This window comes from Cytobacillus massiliigabonensis (assembly GCF_900199725.1).
Taxonomy (GTDB): domain Bacteria; phylum Bacillota; class Bacilli; order Bacillales; family Cytobacillaceae; genus Cytobacillus; species Cytobacillus massiliigabonensis.
This window is the reverse complement of record NZ_LT904904.1, coordinates 1,416,450-1,439,125: the sequence shown is the minus strand read 5'-3', so window position 1 is coordinate 1,439,125 and position 22,676 is coordinate 1,416,450. Positions and strand designations below refer to the sequence as shown.

22 protein-coding genes are annotated in these 22,676 nt (G+C 38.8%); 4 read left to right on the top strand and 18 right to left on the bottom strand.

From position 1 onward, the window contains the following. On the top strand, nt 1-680 hold a 680-nt coding region (locus tag C1726_RS18160), incomplete at its 5' end, for an IS3 family transposase (protein ID WP_142385082.1). 124 nt (nt 681-804) lie between these two features. Here C1726_RS18160 and dtd read toward each other — a convergent pair. The 7 genes from dtd to C1726_RS18125 all read right to left on the bottom strand — a co-directional run bounded on the left by dtd (nt 805) and on the right by C1726_RS18125 (nt 10,538). Further along, a complete protein-coding gene (gene dtd, locus C1726_RS18155; protein WP_102274446.1) occupies nt 805-1,245 on the bottom strand; it encodes a D-aminoacyl-tRNA deacylase in 441 nt (146 codons plus the stop codon). A gap of 12 nt (nt 1,246-1,257) precedes the next feature. Continuing rightward, complete coding sequence (locus C1726_RS18150; protein ID WP_102274445.1) at nt 1,258-3,459, bottom strand: RelA/SpoT family protein; 2,202 nt, start codon at nt 3,457-3,459, stop codon at nt 1,258-1,260. Nucleotides 3,460-3,692: 233 nt separating this feature from the next. Continuing rightward, a complete protein-coding gene (locus tag C1726_RS18145) occupies nt 3,693-4,205 on the bottom strand; it encodes an adenine phosphoribosyltransferase (protein ID WP_102274444.1) in 513 nt (170 codons plus the stop codon). Further along, nucleotides 4,196-6,562 (bottom strand): single-stranded-DNA-specific exonuclease RecJ, encoded by a 2,367-nt coding sequence (recJ, locus tag C1726_RS18140; protein ID WP_102274443.1) that lies wholly within the window; start codon nt 6,560-6,562, stop codon nt 4,196-4,198. The genes C1726_RS18145 and recJ overlap by 10 nt, the downstream gene beginning before the upstream one ends. 155 nt (nt 6,563-6,717) lie before the next feature. Then, nucleotides 6,718-7,641 (bottom strand): cation diffusion facilitator family transporter, encoded by a 924-nt coding sequence (locus tag C1726_RS18135; protein WP_102274442.1) that lies wholly within the window; start codon nt 7,639-7,641, stop codon nt 6,718-6,720. A gap of 120 nt (nt 7,642-7,761) precedes the next feature. Beyond that, nucleotides 7,762-10,023, bottom strand: a complete 2,262-nt coding sequence (secDF, locus tag C1726_RS18130) for a protein translocase subunit SecDF (protein ID WP_102274441.1) — start codon at nt 10,021-10,023, stop codon at nt 7,762-7,764. 218 nt (nt 10,024-10,241) lie between these two features. Continuing rightward, nucleotides 10,242-10,538, bottom strand: coding sequence for a post-transcriptional regulator (locus C1726_RS18125; protein ID WP_102274440.1), 297 nt, complete (start codon nt 10,536-10,538; stop codon nt 10,242-10,244). Between the two features lie 166 nt (nt 10,539-10,704). Here C1726_RS18125 and spoVB point away from each other — a divergent pair, with 166 nt between their 5' ends. After that, nucleotides 10,705-12,267, top strand: coding sequence for a stage V sporulation protein B (spoVB, locus tag C1726_RS18120; RefSeq protein WP_102274439.1), 1,563 nt, complete (start codon nt 10,705-10,707; stop codon nt 12,265-12,267). Nucleotides 12,268-12,302: 35 nt separating this feature from the next. On the opposite strand, the gene C1726_RS18115 is transcribed toward spoVB, so the two are convergent. Continuing rightward, nucleotides 12,303-12,953, bottom strand: a complete 651-nt coding sequence (locus C1726_RS18115; protein ID WP_102274438.1) for a DUF421 domain-containing protein — start codon at nt 12,951-12,953, stop codon at nt 12,303-12,305. 175 nt (nt 12,954-13,128) lie between these two features. Next, nucleotides 13,129-13,323: a hypothetical protein gene (locus C1726_RS26620; RefSeq protein WP_235822798.1), complete on the bottom strand. Its 195-nt coding sequence runs from the start codon at nt 13,321-13,323 to the stop codon at nt 13,129-13,131. Between C1726_RS26620 and C1726_RS18110 the strand changes: the two genes are divergently transcribed. Then, entirely contained in the window at nt 13,235-13,546 is a 312-nt protein-coding gene (locus C1726_RS18110; protein WP_235822871.1) for a TIGR04086 family membrane protein, read from the top strand. The genes C1726_RS26620 and C1726_RS18110 overlap by 89 nt on opposite strands. Before the next feature lie 94 nt (nt 13,547-13,640). On the opposite strand, the gene yajC is transcribed toward C1726_RS18110, so the two are convergent. From yajC to ruvA, 5 genes are all read right to left on the bottom strand, one after another. Next, complete coding sequence (yajC, locus tag C1726_RS18105; RefSeq protein ID WP_102274436.1) at nt 13,641-13,931, bottom strand: preprotein translocase subunit YajC; 291 nt, start codon at nt 13,929-13,931, stop codon at nt 13,641-13,643. Nucleotides 13,932-14,006: 75 nt separating this feature from the next. Next, on the bottom strand, nt 14,007-15,146 hold the full coding sequence (tgt, locus tag C1726_RS18100) for a tRNA guanosine(34) transglycosylase Tgt (RefSeq protein ID WP_102274435.1): 1,140 nt from the start codon (nt 15,144-15,146) through the stop codon (nt 14,007-14,009). A 35-nt stretch (nt 15,147-15,181) separates the two neighbouring features. Further along, complete coding sequence (queA, locus tag C1726_RS18095; RefSeq protein WP_102274434.1) at nt 15,182-16,210, bottom strand: tRNA preQ1(34) S-adenosylmethionine ribosyltransferase-isomerase QueA; 1,029 nt, start codon at nt 16,208-16,210, stop codon at nt 15,182-15,184. 18 nt (nt 16,211-16,228) lie between these two features. Continuing rightward, the gene (ruvB, locus tag C1726_RS18090; RefSeq protein WP_102274433.1) at nt 16,229-17,233 is read right to left on the bottom strand and encodes a Holliday junction branch migration DNA helicase RuvB; all 1,005 of its coding nucleotides are present in this window, start codon (nt 17,231-17,233) and stop codon (nt 16,229-16,231) included. Between the two features lie 34 nt (nt 17,234-17,267). Further along, nucleotides 17,268-17,879 (bottom strand): Holliday junction branch migration protein RuvA, encoded by a 612-nt coding sequence (gene ruvA, locus C1726_RS18085; RefSeq protein ID WP_102275848.1) that lies wholly within the window; start codon nt 17,877-17,879, stop codon nt 17,268-17,270. A 138-nt stretch (nt 17,880-18,017) separates the two neighbouring features. Here ruvA and C1726_RS18080 point away from each other — a divergent pair, with 138 nt between their 5' ends. Next, nucleotides 18,018-18,533, top strand: a complete 516-nt coding sequence (locus C1726_RS18080; RefSeq protein ID WP_102274432.1) for an endonuclease — start codon at nt 18,018-18,020, stop codon at nt 18,531-18,533. A 51-nt stretch (nt 18,534-18,584) separates the two neighbouring features. Here the strand turns inward: C1726_RS18080 and C1726_RS18075 are convergent, their stop codons facing one another. The 4 genes from C1726_RS18075 to safA form a co-directional block, all read right to left on the bottom strand. Next, nucleotides 18,585-19,130, bottom strand: coding sequence for an intercompartmental signaling factor BofC (locus C1726_RS18075; RefSeq protein WP_102274431.1), 546 nt, complete (start codon nt 19,128-19,130; stop codon nt 18,585-18,587). A 143-nt stretch (nt 19,131-19,273) separates the two neighbouring features. Beyond that, nucleotides 19,274-19,978, bottom strand: coding sequence for a YhcN/YlaJ family sporulation lipoprotein (locus C1726_RS18070; protein ID WP_102274430.1), 705 nt, complete (start codon nt 19,976-19,978; stop codon nt 19,274-19,276). 101 nt (nt 19,979-20,079) lie between these two features. After that, nucleotides 20,080-21,033, bottom strand: coding sequence for a phosphotransferase (locus C1726_RS18065; protein ID WP_235822797.1), 954 nt, complete (start codon nt 21,031-21,033; stop codon nt 20,080-20,082). A gap of 16 nt (nt 21,034-21,049) precedes the next feature. Continuing rightward, on the bottom strand, nt 21,050-22,537 hold the full coding sequence (gene safA / locus C1726_RS26900; RefSeq protein ID WP_102274428.1) for a SafA/ExsA family spore coat assembly protein: 1,488 nt from the start codon (nt 22,535-22,537) through the stop codon (nt 21,050-21,052). Nucleotides 22,538-22,676 lie beyond the last annotated feature (139 nt).

The following is a 22,676-nucleotide window of genomic DNA, read 5'->3' as shown; positions in this document are numbered from 1 at the left end:
GTTATGGTTACCGTCGGATTACATTAGAATTACGCAACAGAGGGTATGTAATCAATCATAAAACGATCCGACGTCTAATGAATGAGCTGGGATTAAAATGTCTCGTTCGAATGAAAAAATATCGGTCATACCGAGGACAAGTAGGCAAAACTACAGCTAATATATTAGAACGGGATTTTCATGCATCTAAGCCTAACAAGAAGTGGGTGACGGATGTGACAGAATTCCACCTGCATGGGGAAAAGCTATATTTATCGCCCATTCTCGACTTATATAATGGTGAGATAATAGCTTATAATATAGAGCAACGCCCTGTATATCCACTTGTTTCTAAAATGTTGGACAAGGCCATTGAGCGATTAAACGAGGGAGAAACCCCCATCCTCCATTCTGATCAAGGCTGGCATTATCAGATGAAGCAGTATCAATTTGCATTAAAAAAACATGGTATCATTCAAAGTATGTCCCGTAAGGGGAACTGCTTGGATAACGCAGTCATGGAGAACTTCTTTGGCTTATTAAAGTCTGAATTGCTTTATTTGAAGAAATTCGAGAGTGTGGAGCATTTTAAAATAGAGTTAGAAAAATACATTCACTATTATAACCACAAACGGATTAAGGCAAAGTTAAAAGGCATGAGTCCAGTGCAATACCGAACTCATGCCCAAGTAGCTGCCTAAACCCCATGTCTAACTTTTTGGGTTCAGTTCATGGATATCGCCCTTTTTTATTTGTCTAGCTGCAGAGCCTACCCCCGACGTACAGGACGTACTAGTGTCGACAATGCGACAGGATGTCGCTTTTCTATTTACTTTCCACAATTAATGTAACCGGTCCATCATTCGTTAATTGAACGTCCATCATTGCGCCGAAAATGCCGGTTGCTACGTTTATCCCTTTTTCCTCAAGGCAAGTATTTAAAGCCTCATAAATTTTCACCGCATGCTCAGGTTTTGCTGCATCCATGAAATTTGGTCTGCGTCCTTTGCGGCAATCTCCGTATAAAGTAAATTGTGAGACAGATAAAATCTCCCCGCCCTTGTCTAAAATGGAAAGATTCATTTTTCCAGCATCATCTTCAAAAACACGCAGATTAGCGATTTTCTCTGCTAAAAACTGCGCATCTTCTATTGTATCTTCATGTGTAACACCGACTAGCAATACAAACCCCTTTGCTATGCTACCAACGATTTCCCCTTCAACCGTTACACTTGCTTCCTTGCTTCGCTGTACAACAACACGCATAACAAATACTCCTTAATTCATAATTCTGCGAACAGCATATACATCCGGAATTTGTTTAATCCGATCGACAACTTTTTGTAAATGGCTGACATTGTGGATGGCAATTGTCATATTAATCGTTGCTGATTTATTGCGATCCGAACGGCCTGTTACTGCGGAAATATTCGTTTTTGTCTCATTTACTGCCTGAAGAACCTCGTTTAATAATCCTCGTCTATCATATCCGGTAATCTCAATTTCAACACTATATTCTTTACGATCATTTAAGGCCGTTTCCCATTCTACAGGAATCAACCTTGCTTTAGCATCCTCTGTGACAATATTCGTGCAATCAGCCCGATGGACAGAGACACCGCGCCCCTTCGTAATGAAACCAACAATTTCATCCCCTGGCACTGGATTACAGCAGCGCGACAAACGAATAAGTAAATTATCAATTCCTGCAACCCGGACGCCTGATTCTCGTTTTTTTGTAGATGGGAAAGCTTTTAATTCAGAAACAGCATTCGTAATAATGTCAGCAGTTTGCTCCATATCACGCTTTTTTCGCCACTTTTCCGTAAGCCTGTTCGCAACCTGCAGAGCTGTGACCCCATTGTAGCCAACAGCCGCATACATATCTTCTTCATTAGTAAAATTAAACTTTTCTATGACTCTTTTAACGTTCTCATTCGTTAAGATTTCTTTTAAATCAAAATCCATATTACGGATTTCTTTTTCAACTAATTCTTTGCCCTTTTCAATATTCTCATCACGTAATTGTTTCTTAAAAAATGCCCTAATTTTATTTTTTGCCTGTGAGGTTTGGGCAAGCTTAAGCCAGTCTTTACTTGGGCCATATGAGTGCTTGGACGTTAATATTTCAATAATATCGCCTGTTTTCAGCTTATAATCAAGCGTCACCATTTTCCCATTTACTTTTGAACCAATTGTTTTATTGCCGATTTCAGAATGAATCCGGTAGGCGAAATCAATTGGAACGGAACCTGAAGGAAGCTCGATTACATCTCCTTTAGGAGTAAAAACAAATACCATATCTGAGAAAAGGTCAATTTTCAGAGATTCCATAAATTCTTCCGCATTTACGGCATCATCCTGGAATTCTAATATTTCACGGAACCATGTCAGCTTATCTTCAATGGAAGGTGATCCTTCATTGACCTTTTTTCCTTCTTTATATGCCCAGTGGGCAGCAATCCCGAATTCAGCAATTCGATGCATTTCAAATGTGCGAATCTGCACTTCAAGAGGATCGCCTTTTGGACCAATAACAGTCGTATGAAGAGATTGATACATATTTTGCTTCGGCATGGCGATATAATCCTTAAAACGCCCTGGCATTGGCTTCCAGCACGTATGAATGATTCCTAGCACTGCGTAGCAATCTTTAATACTATTAACAACAATTCTTACAGCAAGCAAATCATATATTTCACTAAATTGCTTATTTTGCAAAGCCATTTTCCGATAAATGCTATAAATATGCTTCGGGCGGCCAGAAATCTCTGACTTAATCGATACATCTTCCATTCTCGACCGCATCACATCGATGACATCTTCAAGATATTGCTCCCGTTCAGCCCTCTTCTTTTTCATTAGGTTGACAATCCGGTAGTATTGCTGCGGATTTAAATATCTTAAAGCAGTATCTTCAAGCTCCCATTTGATTTTTGAAATTCCTAGCCGATGGGCAAGAGGTGCGAATATTTCAAGAGTTTCATTTGAAATTCTGCGCTGTTTTTCAGCTGGGAGATGCTTCAATGTGCGCATATTATGAAGTCTATCAGCTAATTTTATCAGTATGACCCGAATATCCTGCGCCATCGCTACGAACATCTTCCGATGGTTTTCGGCCTGCTGCTCTTCCTTCGATTTATATTTAATTTTTCCTAGCTTCGTCACGCCATCAACGAGCATTGCCACTTCCTCATTAAAGGCTTCTTTAATATCTGCAAGTGTGACATCAGTATCCTCTACAACATCATGAAGAAAACCGGCTGCAACTGTGGAAGGATCCATCTCCAAATCAGCTAATATTCCCGCAACTTGAATAGGGTGGATGATATAAGGCTCACCCGATTTTCGATATTGTTCACGATGTGCATGCCTTGCAAATTCATATGCCTTCTTCACTAGTGCCGCATGCTCATCATTTAAATATACTTTTGTCCTGTCGATGACTTGTTCAGCGGTCAGAACATGATCGTTCGCCATGGGATCACCTTTATCTAATAGTAGTTTTATCTAAATTTCCGTTTACATTTACTTTAAAAAATTATGATTGTTACTATTATCGAAAAAAAAAACGAAGATGTAAAGGGTTAGGAGGTTATTTTTAAAGGAAAAACAAAAAGTCTGTCGAATTTTGTCTGTTTGCAATATTATTTTCTCTCTTTTGGATAAAATCAAAATATAAAAAGAGCGCTTTTTTAGCGCTCTCATGAAAATTAAAATTCCATTAAAGTAAGTATATCATATTTTTCAAGCTTGTCGCGACCTTTTAAATATGATAATTCAATCAGGAAGGCAATTCCAGCTACAACTCCGCCAAGTTCTTCAACTAATTTAATCGTTGCCTCAATTGTTCCCCCTGTTGCCAGTAAATCATCGGTAATTAAGACACGCTGTCCAGGCTTGATTGCATCCTTATGGATCGTAAGAACATCCTTCCCATACTCAAGACCGTAATCAACCTTAATTGTTTCACGCGGAAGCTTGCCTTCCTTTCTTACAGGGGCAAAACCTACTCCAAGTGAATAAGCAACTGGACAACCGATAATAAAGCCGCGTGCCTCTGGACCAACAACAAGATCAATATGCTTTTCTCGTGCATATTCTACAATTTTGTCTGTTGCATAACGATAAGCATCGCCATTATCCATTAATGTTGTTATATCTTTAAATTGAATACCTGGTTTTGGCCAGTCTTGGACGATTGTAATATATTGTTTTAAGTCCATGCTTTCATTTCCTCCTCAATTTCACGTAAACCTTGGATCACTTCGTCAAACCATCCTTTTAATTGCTGATAGGAAGAATACACCAAATCCCTTTCAAGTGTATACTGTGCCAGCACCTTCTGATATGTTAATGAATCTGACAAATCACGTTTTTCAGTAGCTTTATTAACAGAAATGAATCCATTTTCTATTTTAACAAAATCGAGTTCAAAAAACACCTTTGACATGAAGTCAATTGTTTGTCTGCTCCAGCCTTTAAATTTTGCAATGTCATCCCCATACTTTCTAAGATCAAAAGGTCCCTTTTTTACTAATAGGGCATAGAACCATTTGAAATGATCTCTTGTAGGAATGGTACTAAAATATGCGTCATTTTCATTATAAAAATGTGCATACACTCTAGCTGGTTTTTTTCCAGCAAATACTGCAGACAATATTTCCTTAGAGGAAGGGAGATCTGTCAAAATCACATTTTCTTTCTCAATGTTCAGTGCTGATGCTTCCTCAACTGAATTTATTATTATTAAATTATCGTTTGTATATCCTTGAAATTTACTCACATTCTCTTGATTAAAAACAATCCATTTCGAACAATTATTCGGGACAAGCTCTGCTATACTTGCAATGCGCTTTACCCCTCTAATATCAAAAAGCTGCCATACATCAATAGCTATGTCTTGGAGAAACATTTGCGGTTTGCGAATATTATTCCATTCATTAATCGCTAATTCCCCGATAACCGATATTTGCGAACTTGGAGATATATGTTCGAATAATGAACCAAGTCCAAAACCGACCCCGTCTAATGTATGACCATTATTTTCAATCGTCATCTTTAGATGATTTTGATCCGAACCGATCTTTTTCATTGCAGATATATTAGCATTCTTAATCATAATTTTTGGTTTTGGATTATCCATTCCGTAGGGAGAAAGCATTTGCAGCTCTTCTAAAGAATTCAAATGAATATCATGTAATGCGATTTCCCCATCCAGTTGCGTGACAGGAACAAAATCCTCTTCTGATAATTGTTCTTTAGCAGCAGTGTTGAGTCTGTTCCGAAGTTCATTTACATCATCAAGCTTCAATGTCATCCCTGCTGCCATCGGATGTCCGCCAAAATGAGGCAAAATCTCTCTGCAATCTGACAGATTTTTAAAAAGGTCAAAACCTGCTATACTTCTTGCAGATCCTTTTGCAAGACCTTTTTCTAAATCATAGCTTAGAACAATCACAGGCCGATAGAATGTATCTACAAGCTTTGATGCAACAATGCCAATTACCCCAGCATTCCAGCCCTCTCTTCCAATAACAAGAACTGCATTTTCATTCACTGGGTATCTTTCTTCCACTTCACGAATGGCCTGCTCTGTAATTTCACTGACTAAAGTCTTGCGATCCTTATTTAATTGCTCAATTTCCTCAGCAATGGATTCCGCTTCAAGACTATCTTCTGTTAACAGCAGATCAACTGCAGGGTCAGCGCTTTCCAATCTTCCTGCTGCATTCAAGCGAGGAGCGATTAGAAAACCAACTGTTTCTTCATTTATTGAATTGGGTTCTACTTTATTTAATTTAAGCAATGCTTTTAAACCAACATTTGATGTAGACTGAAGTTTTTTAATCCCTCTTTTTGCAATTAAGCGATTTTCTCCTTTAAGTGAAACAAGATCAGCGATTGTTCCGATTGCAGCAACTTCCAGCAAATGTTCTGGAATTCTGCCTAACAGTGCATGAGCCAATTTAAATGCTACACCTACACCTGCTAAATCGCGAAAAGGATATTCACTATTATCAAGCTTCGGGTGAATGATTGCTAATGCTTCAGGCAACTCAGGACCTGGTTCATGATGATCAGTAATAATAAGATCGAGCCCTAGCTCTTTCGCAGCCTTTGCTTCATTTACAGCAGCTATACCTGTATCAACAGTAATAATCAGTTTAATACCTATTTCTGACGCATGCTGAAAAGCAGGTATATTTGGTCCATACCCTTCTGTAAAGCGGTTTGGTATGTAAAATTCTACATTCGCCCCAAGCTCTTGAAGTGTCTTCATCATAACGGTCGTACTTGTTACACCATCTGCGTCATAGTCACCAAATATTAATATTGCTTCTTGATTCTCGATTGCCTCTTTTATTCTTGATACCGCAGCATCCATACCTGTTAATAAAAAAGGATCGTGAAATTCTTGTTTTTGATCAAATAAAAAATGCCGTGCTTGTTCCGGCGTATCTAATCCCCGATTAACAAGGAGTGAAGCCACGAGAGGCGTTATATTTAATTCTTGGACAAGCAGATTTTCCTTTTCTTCATCTGAATTCTGAACCATCCATCGTGTTTTTGAATGTAACATTTGTTCACCCCTCAACTGCTTAATTATACAGGAGCGATTCTTGTGTTTCAATGAAAGAAAATAGGAAAAGCGCAAGTGCTGGAACTCAACGGTTCTTAAAGTCGAAAGATGCTATACTTACTCTGGAATAAAAAAACAGCGAATAACTCGCCGTTTCATAAGCTTTCTATATTCTCACCCTCATGCTTTCCATCATTATACGGATTAATATGAACAAAGACATTCTGAACATTTTCTATTTCTAATAGCCTTTTCTTTACTTTTTTTCCGACCCGGTGCCCTTCTTCTACCGTCATATACGGATCTACTGATATTTTTAAATCAATGATCACATAATGTCCATGCTCCCTTGCATGTAATTCATCGATTTGCTTCACTTCTTCAAATTCTTCAACTGCCCGCCTCAATTCAACTGTATCCTCTTCATGGAGGACATGATCAAGTGTATTATGTATCGATTCTTTCCCAAGAGACCAGGCCATTTTAAGAACCATCAGTGATACGATAATTCCTGCGACTGGATCAGCATACTCAAGCCACTCAATGCCTAGTTTCCCGCCGATAATGGCACTGCCAATCCCTGCTAATGCAGCAATAGATGAATAAACATCTGAACGGTGTTCATAAGCATTTACAATTAATGCATCACTATTTAATTCACGACCTAATTTATACTTATAGCGAAATAGGATTTCTTTTACAATAATTGATAGGACTACTGCGGCAATCGCAATGGTTTTAGGCGGCTCGATCGGCTGAAAAAATGCCTCGAAGGATGATTTTCCAATTTCAATACCAACTAATAATAAAAGGACTGCTACAATAATCGCTGCGATGGATTCTGCTTTTCCATGGCCATACGGATGATCTTCATCAGGCGGCTGCTTGGCAGCCTTCAAACCTAAATAAACGGCAAATGATCCAGCTACGTCTGAAGCGGAGTGAACTGCATCTGCTACTAAAGCGCGGCTTCCAGCATAAACTCCAATTCCCCATTTAACGATAGCAAGAACGATATTTACAATGATCCCAAGCATAGCAGCAAACTCGGCTTTTTTAAAGCGATCTTGATTACTCACTAGAAACTTCCTTCCTCCCCTAATCTTACTTTTAGTTTAACCCATTTGCCCCAATAATACCTTTAGTGAAAGGAAAAACCTCAGGAGATTCCTGAGGTTTTGTTTCTATTCTATGATCATTTATACTTGTGGCTCATCACTTGTTTTTCGCTTTTCTTTAACAGTTTTAATTACACCTTTTTTCTTAAGTTCCTTCCCTTTCCAATCATACCACCATTGGGCAGCTAGGAATATGGATGAATAAACCCCTACTATTGTACCGACTAATAAAGCAATAGAGAAATTACGAATGGACTCACTGCCAAAAATTAACAAGCCAAGAATAGCAATAATAACTGTTAAAACTGTATTAATTGACCTAGTCATTACTTGGCGTAATGCCTTATTTACAACATCAGCAATATCATCCATCGTTTTTAAACGCTTTTTCTTTTGCATATTTTCACGCATTCTATCGAACGTAACAATCGTATCGTTAATGGAATAACCAATAACCGTCAAGATCGCAGCGATAAAAGTAATATCAACCTCTAACCTCGTGATACTAAAGAAAACGACAATTAAGAATGCATCATGTATTAATGCTACTACTGCTGGAACTGCCATTTTCATTTCAAAACGGATCGATACATAAATAATGATCCCGATTGCAGCAATAATTAATGACTTTATCCCGTTTTTCGCCAACTCTTTTCCGACAGTCGGTGAAACCGTGCTAACTGTTGGGTCCGCGCCATATATTTTATGGAATTCAGTCTTTAAGGTTGCGATCTCTTCCTTCGTTAAAACACCTTTTAACCTTGCAACCCCAATATTTTTCTCGTCTCCAGAAATAACGATATTGTTAGTATCAATATCTAGCTTCGATAACTCTGATTTCACTTCTTCCTTCGTCAAGGCATGCGGCGATTGAATATCAATTCGCGTTCCGCTCGAGAAGTCAATTCCTAGATTTAAACCGAAGACAGACACTAAAACAATTCCTATAGCCATTAAAGCACCAGAAATAATATAATATATTTTCCTGGTTTTCACAAAATCTATTTTATCATATATGGTTGGCAGATCATGTGTATCTACATTCTCAGAAATATTTCTAATCTCGCTTTTTTTCACACCAAACCAGCCAGGTCTTTTATTAAATAGATTACTGTTTACCCATAGACCGAGTAATAGCCTTGAACCGTAAACAGCTGTTAAAAAGCTGACAAGAATACTAATGATTAGCATTGTTCCAAAGCCCTTTATCGAGCTATTACCATATACATATAAGACACCAGCTGCTAGAAGAGTTGTAATATTTGCATCAAAAATAGATGCAAACGAGTTTTGATTTCCCGCATTGAAGGCCGACTTAACTGTTCTTCCAACCTTCATTTCCTCTTTAATTCTTTCATAGGTAATAATGTTCGCATCAACTGCCATACCTACCCCAAGTACAAGTGCCGCAATAGCAGGCAGAGTTAATACGGCATTCATCCAATCAAATATGAGTAGAATGAGGAAAATATAAATTGATAATGTAACCGTCGCAATTAAACCTGGGAATCGGTAGAAGAAAATCATAAATAAATAAATGATTGCAATCCCAACAATTCCTCCAAAAACTGTCTTTTGCAATGCCTGCTCACCAAACTGAGCACCCACTGATGTTGAATATACTTCATCTAATTTTACAGGCAATGAACCTGCATTTAAAAGGTCAACTAAAGTATTTGCTTCTTCCATCGTAAAACGGCCTGTAATCGAAACAGAATCCTGGTTAAACACCTGACTCACTTGTGGAGCAGATAAATAAGCCGGATTTTCCTTTGCTGCTTCCGCTTTAAAGGAGTCCCCTTCTTCAAAGTCAAGCCAAATAACTAGTAAGTTATTTGGTGCACCCATATTAACAATTTTTTGTGTGACCTCTTTAAATTTACTTGCACTAGTCAGCTTAAGGGAAACACTTGGATTTCCATTTTCATCAAAGGTTTGTTTCGCGCCGCCTTCTGCAAGATCCGAACCATCCATGAGCTTCACATCATTTACATCTCTGAAGGATAGATTGGCTTGTGTTGCTAGCATTTCACGAGCTTTGTTTTGATCTGTAACACCCGCCAGCTGTACGCGAATTCTGTTTTCTCCTTCAATTTGAATGCTGGGCTCACTTACACCCATTACATTAACCCGCTTTTCCAGCGCCTTGGCTGTACTTGCTAAAGCAGTTTTATCAACCTTTTTATCGTCTAAGGTAGATACTTCATATAGGACCTCAAAGCCCCCTTGTAGATCCAGCCCAAGTTTAATGTTTTTTGTAATGCCATTAGTTGTTGTTCCTATTAAGCTTCCTATTAATAAAACAATCAGGAAGAAGGCAACAATGCGACCGCGCTTTACCATTATGTAATTGTCCTCCTTAAATACAAGCCCGAAAGGCTCCTTAGCGTAAACCGGCAGTGACATCCTTTTTGAACGCTGTGACAGCATACAACATATAAATGGATAAGTCGACCGGGAATTCCAATATTTTTATTATGAAACAGTTTATAAAAGCTGTCAATTATTGTAGAAGTCTAATGTCAGAAGTGTTAGCTGGATGATTGTCAGATTAAAATTTTCTATTTCAAAAGCTCCCGAAGCTCATCCTCATCATCAAAAGCAAACTCTGCTCCTTTAAAAGCTTCAATTGTTGCAAAACTAAAGAAGTCCCCCACTTTCACAGAGAGGATGTCATCAACAATCTCAGCAATTCGTTTATCCTCAGTTGTCTTACGCCATTTCTTAGTCGTTAAAAAATCCCAAAGCTGTTCTTCCTTCACATGACCGTACCCTAATAAAAAAAATTCTTCCAATTTACTTGCGATTGCGGGCTGAACTTGATAACGAAAAGAATCATATTTATGGCTTGCCTTCACGCTAGAACCCCCTTAGATTCACAGTTTACGAATGTAATGCATTATCCAATCTACTAAATAAATGACTGCTCTGAAAAATTAATGATTGCTTGTCATGCTTTGTCCTAGTTCATGCATATAGTTAATTGTATATGATAACACCTATTTTGAGAAGGCAGGGAAAGCAATGTCTAAGTTTTTAAGAGGTACGATGATCCTACTGGCAGCCGGACTTGTCACAAGGGTGCTTGGGTTTATAAACAGAATTGTTATTGCTCGATTCATTGGGGAAGAAGGCGTCGGGCTATATATGATGGCATTTCCAACATTAATGCTTGTCGTTACGATTACACAGCTAGGGCTGCCTGTTGCTATTTCCAAAAATGTAGCAGAAGCGGAAGCGCAAGGGGATGCAGCAAAGGTTAAGAAAATTTTAGTTGTTTCACTAGCAGTCACCATTTCACTTTCAGTCATTTTCACACCAGCTTTAATCTTGCTCGCCCCCATTCTATCTGAAACATTATTCACCGATCCGCGGACAAAACTTCCGCTGCTTGTTATTGCACCTATTGTACCTATTATTGCCATTTCTTCTGTCATCCGCGGCTATTTCCAAGGCAAGCAAAACATGAAACCAGCGGCTATTTCTCAAATGCTTGAGCAAGTAGTAAGAATCACCTTAATTGCCGCTTTAACCAAAGCATTTCTCCCATATGGGATTGAATATGCTGCTGCAGGAGCGATGATTGCTTCTGTTATAGGTGAATTAGCATCGCTAATCTATCTATTAGCAACCTTCAAGCTCAAAAAGAAATTTCGAGTAAGAAAACAATTTTTCAAATATGTTAAAACAGGAAAAAGAACATTTAGCGAGTTAATGAGTATTGCCTTACCAACAACAGGAAGCAGAATGATCGGTTCTCTGACATGGTTTTTTGAACCAATTGTCGTTTCACATAGTCTCGCAATTGCTGGAGTAGCTGCCATTGCAGCGACAAAACAATATGGGGCTCTCACCGGTTTTGCGATGCCATTACTCATGCTCCCTTCCTTTGTTACTCTTTCTCTTTCAACTGCTCTCGTCCCTGCAATCAGTGAGGCAAATTCAAAGAATAATAGCCGATTAATCGAGTATCGCCTGCAGCAGGCGCTTCGCTTCTGTCTTTTAAGCGGAGGGTTAGCCGTAGTCATTATCTATGTATTATCGGACGAATTAATGAGAGTGATGTATAACTCATCAAGCGGTACACAATTTATTAAGTTAATGGCGCCATTCTTTTTATTCCATTATTTCCAAGGTCCGCTTCAGGCAGCACTTCAAGCTTTGAATTTAGCAAGAGCCGCGATGATCAATAGCTTGATTGGAGCCGTTGTAAAAACAGCTGTCATTTATTTATTGGCTCGCCAGGCAGAGTTTGGAATAACTGGAGTAGCAATGGGGATTCTCGTTGGCTTTGTTCTTGTTACATTGCTGCATTTCGCAACGATTTTGAAAAAAATTTCTTTTACTTTTTATGTTCGTGATTATTTAAAAACTTTCCTTGTTATGGGGGTTTCAGGATATATTGGCTATTGGGCTCTGCAAAGCATGCGTGAAGACTTGCATCTCGCTACCCAGGTTTTACTTATCTCCATTCTTATTACTGTTAGTTATTCCATTCTTTCTTTACTGCTTGGATTAGTTAAACAGGATGAATTGAAACGGATTCCTTGGATTGGAGAGCATCTTTCAAAACTTGCTTTTAAATAGTATGAATAGTGTAGACACCCTAGAGCAGGTGTCTCTTATTTTTTTTCATCTTTCAAATCAATATAAAATTGCCCATTTTCAAAGCTGCAAAAAGAGATTTTGTTCATATCGTTATACCCTCTTTTCTTAAGCTGCTGCCGGAGCCAGAAGTTTGTTTCATTTATTACTTCTAAATTTTCCTCTTGAACGATCCCATCTAGAATAAGAGGAATCGTCATATTTCCCTTCTTCTTTTTTTCCTTTTTTAATACAGATAATTCCCCAGTTGTTTCGAGGATGGCAAACTCCACATCTGTAATATTACGAATATCTTTTCCTCTAAGCTGCAGCAGGAGGTCATCAAAATTATAGCGATGTTTCTTCATTGCCTCTTCATCAATTTTTCCTTTATTAATAATAATGGTTGGCTTTCCGTCCACTAAATCACGGAGCCGCTTGCTTTTAAGCGTTGCAAATGAAAAACTGATTTGGATGAGCATCAATATCAGCATTGGCAATATATTTGTAAACAATGGGCTCTGTGGCTTTTCAATCGCCAATACAGCCATTTCAGCAATCATGATCGAAACAACAAGGTCCACGGTACTTAGCTGACCAAGTTCCTTTTTTCCCATCATTCGAAATATAACCATGATAATGATGTACAAAAAAATCGTCCGTAAAATAATAATGGAATATTCCTCCATACATCATTCCTCCTTAAATGACATTCCTTTTTATTCTGAACAACGTAAGAGAAATTATGTTATAAACTTTTTCTTTTGCATTTCTTGTTTTAAGTTTTATATTCTATTTTTTCTTTATGTGAATATGCTTGTACTAAGGAATCAGGCAGTCTGGAAGGCTGTACTGATTAATCCTTTAAGTTAGAAAGGAGAGGAGCAAAATAGAAGATTCAAAAAATGTCGGCGGTGGAATTCTTATCGGTCTAATTGCAGTTTTTGTTCTTGCCATTATTTGCAGCTTAATCATTTCATTGTTATTAACATTTACATCTCTGCAGGAATCTTCCTTACAGTTTGTTGTTACGGCCATTTCTTTTGTTTCACTATTCATAGGGGGGTTCATATCTGGAGGAAAAGGCAAGCAGAAGGGATGGATGGTTGGAGGATTAACTGGGTTAAGCTATTCCATCATTATTTTTCTTTTTCAATATTTAGGTCAGGATAGCTTATTTAATTTGCAGCAGGTCATCTACCATGTATGTTACATCCTTACTGCTATGATGGGCGGGATCTTAGGCGTGAATATGTCTAATAATAAGTCTAGAGCAGCATAAGAAAAGCGCAAGCGCCTTGATTATAGCCGTATAAACTGTTATTATCCTGCCTTATAAAAAGAAGCGGAATCCTATGATTCCGCTTCTTTTTCTATTAAGATTTCGCTAGCATATCTCCGCCTGCAGATGCTTCTGTTACTTCACGAATCGCTGCGCGGTCGTATGTAAGACGGCTTCCATCTCCACACTTGATAACAACTTTCCCCTCATCGATCGCATCGACAAAGCCGTGTAGTCCTCCAATTGTTACGATTTTATCTCCCTTTTTCAAATCGTTCTGCATTTGCTGAACTGCCTTTTGGCGCTTCTGCTGCGGACGAATAAGCAAAAAGTAAAATAAAACAAACATTAACAGTAGTGGTCCTAATGTACTAATCATTTCCATATCATTTTCACCCCTTTCACCAAGTAACGAATGTTCAAAACTTATGGGCTTGTCCCATTTAAACATCCTTATTGTTTAGAAGTTTTTCGCATTTGGTTTATTAAACCCATATCTTTCGAAAAATTCTTCTCTAAAGTCCCCCAGACGATCCTCTCTGATCGCTTGTCTGACCTGTTCCATTAATTTTAACAGAAAATAGAGATTATGATAAGTTGTAAGTCTTATTCCGAATGTCTCATCACAGCGAATTAAATGGCGGATATACGCCCGGCTGTAATTGCGGCAAGTATAGCAGTCACAATGCTCATCAATCGGACCAAAATCTCTTGCAAACTTTGCATTTTTAACGACTAATCGGCCTTCGCTCGTCATCAATGTTCCATTACGGGCAATTCTAGTCGGAAGCACACAATCGAACATATCGATACCACGAATTGCGCCATCTATTAATGAGTCTGGTGATCCTACTCCCATTAAGTATCTTGGTTTATTTGAAGGAAGCAGCGGCGTTGTAAATTCAAGCACCCTGTTCATAATATCTTTTGGCTCACCTACTGATAATCCTCCCACAGCATACCCTGGAAAATCAAGCGATACTAAATCTTTAGCACTTTGCTTTCTTAATTCTTCATACTCACCGCCTTGAACAATGCCAAATAGGCCTTGATCATTTGGACGTTTATGTGCTTGTAAACAGCGCTCTGCCCAGCGTGAAGTCCGTTCTACCGATTTCTGCATATATTCATAAGTTGCTGGATACGGCGGACATTCATCAAATGCCATCATAATATCCGAGCCAAGCGAGTTTTGTATCTCCATCGCTTTCTCTGGTGATAAAAATAGCTTGTCCCCATTTAAATGATTACGGAAATGGACGCCCTCTTCCTCAATTTTACGGAATTCACTTAAACTAAACACTTGAAATCCGCCTGAATCCGTTAAAATCGCACGATCCCAATTCATAAACTTATGCAGGCCGCCTGCTTCCTCTACGATCTCCTGTCCAGGACGAAGCCACAGATGGTAGGTGTTGCTTAAAATAATGCCTGCCCCCATCTCCACAAGTTCTTCTGGGGACATTGTTTTCACAGTAGCTAGCGTTCCAACCGGCATAAATACAGGAGTTTCAAAAGAACCATGAGGCGTATGAACACGGCCGAGTCTTGCACCTGTTTGCTTACATGTTTTTATTAATTCATAACGAATAGCTGTCAATTGATTTGTTCTCCTTCCAACTTGTCACTTTCATCTTAAATTATAAGCATTGCATCTCCAAAGCTAAAGAATCGGTATTTCTCTTCAACAGCTTCACGATAGGCATTCAAAACATTTTCTCTGCCTGCTAATGCACTGACAAGCATAATAAGCGTTGACTTCGGCAGATGGAAATTTGTTATCATCCCATCAATAGCCTTGAATTCGTAGCCAGGATAAATAAAAATATCCGTCCAGCCGCTTGCCACATCAAAGCGCCCATTATTAGCTGAAGCAATCGTTTCTAGCGTCCTTGTCGATGTTGTTCCAACAGAAATAATCCTTCCGCCCGACTCACGCACTTCATTTAATAGCCTCGCAGTGCCCTCTGTCATTTGATAAAATTCAGCGTGCATTTCATGTTCACTTAAATCCTCAACATTCACAGGACGAAACGTGCCAAGTCCAACATGAAGCGTAATAAAAGCAATATGAACGCCTAATTCTTTAATTTCCTCAAGCAACTGTTCAGTAAAATGCAGACCTGCTGTCGGGGCAGCTGCCGAGCCGCGCTCACGGGCAAAAACGGTTTGATAACGATCCTGATCATCCAGCTGCTCTTTTATATATGGCGGGAGCGGCATTTCACCTAATTGTTCGAGTACTTCATAAAATATCCCATCATATTGAAATTCAAGTACTCTTCCGCCATGCTCGGATTCCTGTGTACATACAGCTGATAAATTCCCTTCGCCAAAATCAATTCGTGTACCTACTTTTACACGTTTAGCTGGTTTAATGAGCGTTTCCCAAGAATCGCCTTCCAGCTGTTTTAACAGAAGAACTTCTATTTTAGCACCTGTTCCTTCTTTTTCACCAAAAAGCCGAGCGGGAAGGACTTTTGTATCGTTTAGTACAAGACAGTCTCCTGCTTTCAGATGTTCTTTAATATGTTTAAAAATAGTATGCTGGGTTGTTCCCTTTTCCTTATCCAAAACCATTAATCTGCTGCTTGTTCTCTCAATGAGAGGAGTTTGGGCAATTAATTCTTCTGGCAAATGGAAATCAAATAAATCTACTTTCATGATGCACCAACTTTATTCTTATTCTGTTTTCGGTACCTCCATTTGGAAATGACGGTACACTAAGTCTGTTACAATCCTGCCCCTAGGCGTACGCTGAAGAAAACCAATCTGCAATAAATATGGTTCGTAAACATCTTCAATTGTATGTGCCTCTTCGCCAATTGTAGCTGCAATCGTTTCAAGACCTACTGGTCCTCCGCGGAATTTTTCAATGATCCCTCTTAATAATTTATGGTCAATATGATCCAGCCCTAAACGGTCTACTTGCAAAAGCTCTAACGCTTCTTTCGCAAGCTGCTCGTCTACTGCACCATTCCCTCTTACTTGGGCAAAGTCTCTAACTCTTCTTAAAAGCCGGTTGGCAATCCTTGGCGTTCCCCTTGACCTTCTTGCTATTTCTACAGCGGCAAGATCATCTATCTCCGTATCTAGAACATCTGCCGTTCTAATAACAATATCCGTTAATTGTGTTTCATTATAGTATTCCAGTCTGCTAAGCACACCAAACCGATCTCTGAGCGGTGCCGATAAAGAACCAGCTCTTGTCGTCGCTCCTACTAATGTAAATGGAGGGAGATCAAGCCGTACGGATCTGGCACTTGGACCTTTTCCAATGACAATATCAAGACAAAAGTCTTCCATTGCAGGATATAGGACTTCTTCAATTGTTCTTGGAAGCCGGTGAATTTCATCAATAAACAGGACATCTCCTGGCTCCAATGCAGTAAGAATAGCAGCTAAATCACCCGGTCTTTCAATGGCTGGTCCAGCAGTTGTCCGTATATTTACGCCCATTTCATTTGCTATAATTGCAGCAAGTGTCGTTTTTCCAAGACCTGGCGGACCATAAAGCAGTACGTGGTCAAGTGTTTCTTGACGAAGCTTAGCAGCTTGAATGAAAATTTCAAGGTTTTCCTTTACTTTATCCTGGCCAATATACTGTTTTAAGTTCTGTGGACGCAGGCTTTGCTCGAAGGATTGTTCTTGAATATCTGCTTCCCCAGAAATAATCCGCTCATCCATTTATTTATCACGCCTTTTATTCAAACGATTTATATTATTTTAATAGTCGCTGCAGCGCCTTTTTTATGTATTGGTCTGTTGTAAGCTGTTCTTTCTTTAGCTCAGGAGAAATCTTTTTAATTTCCTTTTCCGAATAACCAAGCGCTTGCAATGCAAGCATTGCTTCTTCGAATTCTGACGAATGGCCATTTTGCATAGGCTGTATTTTATCAACTGAAAATAAATCCGGAAAGAAATCAGGAACTATATTTTGCAGCTTCCCTTTTAAATCTAGGATAATTTGCCTTGCCGTTTTCTTCCCTACTCCCGGGAATTTAACAAGGAATGCTTCATCTTCATTCTCAATTGCGTGAACGACCTGCTCAGGTTCTCCAGAAGCAAGAATTGCTAATGCTCCCTTTGGACCGATTCCTGTTACATCTAAAAGCTTTATAAATAATGTTTTTTCCTCGCGAGAATGAAAGCCATATAGAGCCATGAAATCTTGCCTAACATGATGGTATGTAAATACTTTTACTTCCTGCCCATATTCTTGCTTAAAGCTAAACGGATTTGGTGTAGATATTTGAAAGCCTACCCCATTATTTTCAATTACGACAAACTCCGGTCCGATATATTCGACCCTTCCTTTAATGAATTCAAACAACATACTCGCTCCCCCGAGATTTTCTGTACCTCATTGTACCATACTTTAAATTAGGTTCGTAGAAAAAAAGGTTGCAAAAAGAGAATAAGAATTATTATAATTGTAAATGTTTTCAAAACACCATTGGGGGTCATATAAATGAAAAAACTATTAGCTATATTCGTAATTTTCGCACTCCTCTTTACAGCAGCAGGCTGTTCATCTTCATCAGAAGAGCCAGCTGAAAAAACGACGGAGAAAGAGACTGCTGGGCTCACTGATTCTCTTCAATCAAAAATATATAATTCAGTAAGAGTTGCAGAATTGAAGGTAAATGAAGTATTCCATAAAGAAGTCGCCGCTGACGAAACGACGCCTGTCATTAATGCTAATTTTGCAGACGAAGAAAAGTCAGTGGAATTTCTATCCAAATACTATAGCGAAGAATTAGCAAAAAATATTTATTCACATTATGCAACAGAAGAGAAGACCGCTGAAGGACAAATGATTCTAAATGCTGAACCTTACTTCAACCCTTCCTTCCTTGAAACAAAACAAGAAGCAGTAACAATTGAAGGGGACGAAAATAAAGCAACGGTCAAAACTGCAGAAAATGTTACATACCAATTGGAAATACAGAATGGACAATACGTAATCACTAGCATTGAAAAATAAAAAATCAAAAGCTCCGCCGCCTATTCTTTCTAGGTGCAGGAGCTTTTGATCTTATTTTGCTTGTTTATCGCCCTTTGAATACGTTTTAAAAGTTTCAAGCACTTCAACAAAGTTTTCTTTTGTCTTTATGGGAATTCCCTTTTTTAATTCCTCACATTTCTTGCTTTCAAGCCTTCCAAGATCAATTTGGAAAAAGGATTGAATAATATTTGTTTTCTGCGGTCTGCCGTTAAAAATGGTCAGTACCCCTTCTTCTGTAATCCCAAAATAACCATTTGCTTTTAATAAAGGTGATATATCATCCATCTGCATTTGAAACACAATTTTTCTGCCGTCCATATGAATAAGCTGCCATCCGCTATATTTAGCCCAAAACTCCTCCATATTTCCAATCGTTTCTTGTACTGTTTCCTGACTAACCTCACCATCCACATAAACTCTTTCCAGTATGACATCCCTTTGGATCGGATTCATTATCTCATTATTTGCATATACTATATTTTCTCCGGTCATTTTATATAAAAAACTATTCAGAAAAAAAACAGAAAAAAAGGCAGTTAAACAAAGGAGGCCAGGAGCCCACCAATTGGTTCTCATGTTCGGTCACCTCTTAAATAAATGGGACATTTAAGTTTAATATCAGTATTTAGTATGACCATTTTTTTCAAGCTTATCCGGATAAAATGAAACTTCTAGCATTAAAGGAAAAGACAGGACACATATGCCCTGTCTCTTTTCGCTTAATCAGTCATGTTTCGAAATAGATTTTTAACATCTAAATAAAGCTGGTCTCTTGGACCCCCATCTCGTAAATCATTATCAATTACTTTCAGGCGGTTCAATGTACTTTCATCTGTGACAACCCTGCTTGTTTTTCCATTTAAATAAGGCTGAACAGCCTGATTAATTTCTGCTATTGTCGCTTTTTTGCGTCCAGCATCGTTTAAGTCGGCTGCAATGATGACATAATCCCCATTCACGACCGATTGAACATCATTGACATTGTTTACGGCTGCTGCAGCCTGGTTTATTCTTTCAACCATCTCCCCATTATATGCCTCATAATAGGAGTTGCTTGCTCTTTTATTATAGCCTAAATGACCATGGAAATTAGCATCATCACGGCTAAAAAGATGTGGTTCCCTGTTATCACTTACCCTTTGAGGTGCTCGTTCTTTTGCATTCCCATTCTGGCGATTTCTATATTGCCCTTCCTCTCCAAGAGTGTGGTCCATCATCTCAGTCAGTGCACCATCATTGTCTGCCCCATCAAGAAATCGAACATTTCCACCCTTATTCTGATGGTTTTCATTCGAATAATACCCGATTGGCTGAGCGCGGTCGGCAGAACGCTGCTGACTTGCTGTTTCATCATTTGCTCCGCAGCCGGCTGTTCCAAATAACATGATCATTGAAAATGGAAGTGCTATTAGTTTCTTGTCCAAGCGAAAACCCTCCTTCGCTAATCAAACAAATGAGCATTATGCTCATCAGTAGGTTGCCAAAAAAGGAGGATATTCATTCTTAAAATGATTGCCAGCTTGCTCTACTTAACGTGCAAGAAACGTTGCAACTCTTTAATAAAGCTGTGTCTTTGCTGAAATTGTCCGACGGTCATTTCTAATAATTGCTGGATTTTTGTTGACTGTAAGTAAGTTTGTTCTCGAATCGCTCGATTCCACTCCCTGAAAATATCCGTAGGAAATGCAAGGGCGTAAATAAATCCTTTTTCATTCAAATAGGCTGCAATTTCTTTATAGTTTCCTAATTCCTGGAATGACCAATGGATAAATGGGAGAATGCGGTTGGCATATTGCAGGCAGTCAGAACGAGGGGTACCAATACTTATTAAATCAAAGTCAATTAAATATATGTCTTTATTCTTCGATCGTAAAAAATTATGGTGAGCTACATCTCCATGTAGAATAACCTTCTTGCCGTTTTCGAATACATTTAATTCTTTTTCTAGTCCTTTCAAAGACCAATCAGCCCAAATAAGCATATCATTTATTATTTCTTTTTGGACAAAATAGCGGATAACTGGGAGATTATTCAAAAAAGACATGGTTCTTTCCTGCCATTTTCCTAATTGATTAAAGCTTGGTATATTCCCTGTATATTGTTTAACTAGTTTTTCATTCACATCATGAAAATGTGAGAGAAGCTTTAAGCCATTTAAACGATCACTCTGCTTATAAAAGGTAAATTCATTCTTAGATGTTTCGATGAATTCAAGGCATCCATAATACGTTTGTTCAAATAATAGAGGGGGATTTTTCTCTAATGGATAAAACGAATAGGTTTTTTGGAATCCTTCCCGTTTTAGCCATGTTAAAAAGTCCTTCTGTAAAACAAGCTGATGATAAGAGGAAAAGCCTTTTAGGATAAAATCTATCCCTTCTGCATTTACTTTATATACTTGCTTCCTTATTTGCAAAATTTCCTTAATTGGGATATTGAGCTGTTTCTGTAAATAGGAGAAGAGACGATTTTGAAACAAATCGTCTCCTTCACCTTTAAACGTCAAATTCACTGCTTTCATCAAAGTTTCGCGGCATTCCAAACGCTTGCCCGCCCATTGGTCCATGCCCGTAAGGATTCATAGGGAATGGTTGCGCGTATCCCATTTGCTGTCCATATGGAGACCCGTACGGCTGTACACCAGGAGCAAATCCTTGACCGAATCCATATGGAGCCATTTGTGGCGCACCTCCGCCACATCCACAATCTGCTTCTGCACCCTTCACATTTTCAGTTGGCATTAAAGGCATTTGACTTTGTGAAGGCATCAATGGCATTTGTGCCATATTAGGCATTTCCTCCATTACACCTTGAACTTGTGGAGACATTTGTGGCATCGCATATGGCATTTGACCATATGGAACGGTACCACAAAAGCCAGATCCAGGCATAACTGGAGACACTGGAATTAAATGAGCTGGGTATGGCGGACAAGGATTTGGTGGGCATGGAAAGCCATAATTTGGCTGCATGGCCGGAGCTGTGTATGTTGGCTGAAGCGGCAATTGCTGCTGTCCCATATCCTGGGCACCCATAACAGGTGCAGGATTCTGTGCCTGAGTTGGCATAGTATATTCATGATTCATATGCGGCATTTGATGCATCGGCATGAATGGTGAGGATTCCTCATAAAACCCGTGGCTTTCTACTCCAGCTAGCCCAAAATTTTGGTGAGGCATTTGTGGCATTTGATGCATTGGCATTGCTGCTCCTTGAACTTGTGGAAAGCCCATTTGCTGAGGATATCCTCCTTGAAAACCAGATCCAGGCATAACTGGTGAAACAGGAAAAAGATGATTAGGATAATATGGATACATTGGCTGTTCGAAACCTCCTTGTTGTGTTTCAGCAAATAACTCGCTTTCTACTGCCTTTGGCTTTGGCGTTTTTTCAACTGGTTTTACTGGTTTTACCGATTTTATCGGTTTTACCGGTTTTGTTTCTATTGGTTTTGTTTCTATCGGCTTTACTTCCGGAAGAATATTAACTGGTTTCGGAGGCAATTGCGGCGCCGGCTGCTGAACAGATAAATTAGCCATGTTCATCATGTAGTAATTATTTATATCGATTTCCGGCATAATTGGTTTCGGCATTTTCGGAATAAATGGTTTCTTTGGGACTTCTTTTGGTATCTCCACTTGTGGTGCAGTTACTTTTGGTGCTTCCTTTTTAGGTGCAACTGGCACTTCTTTAGGCGCTTCTACAACAGGCATTGTTTTCGGCTTTTCTTTTGCAAAAGGGTGTTCTGCTTTTGGCATTTCTTTTTTAGCACCCATGTTAATTTTTGTATCCGGCATGCCTCCAATAGGAGCTTCCTTCTTTACAGACCCTCCTGCTCCAGGAACTTTTATTTTCATACCGGGCATAATCATATCAGGGTTGCTGAGCTGTGTATTCATTTTTTTCAGCTCTTCAAAATTCACGCCGTACTTTTTGGCGATCTTCCAAAGAGTATCCCCTTTTTGTACGATATGGATCTTCACTCTGATCCCTCCTACTAGTCATAAGTCCATATAGTGTATGACAAAATGGGCAAATTGCTAATACTTTACATAAAAACTTATGCTTTAATTTTGAAAAATATGTTTTAGTAACTAGTTGCAAAGTTTTTTTTGAAGAAAA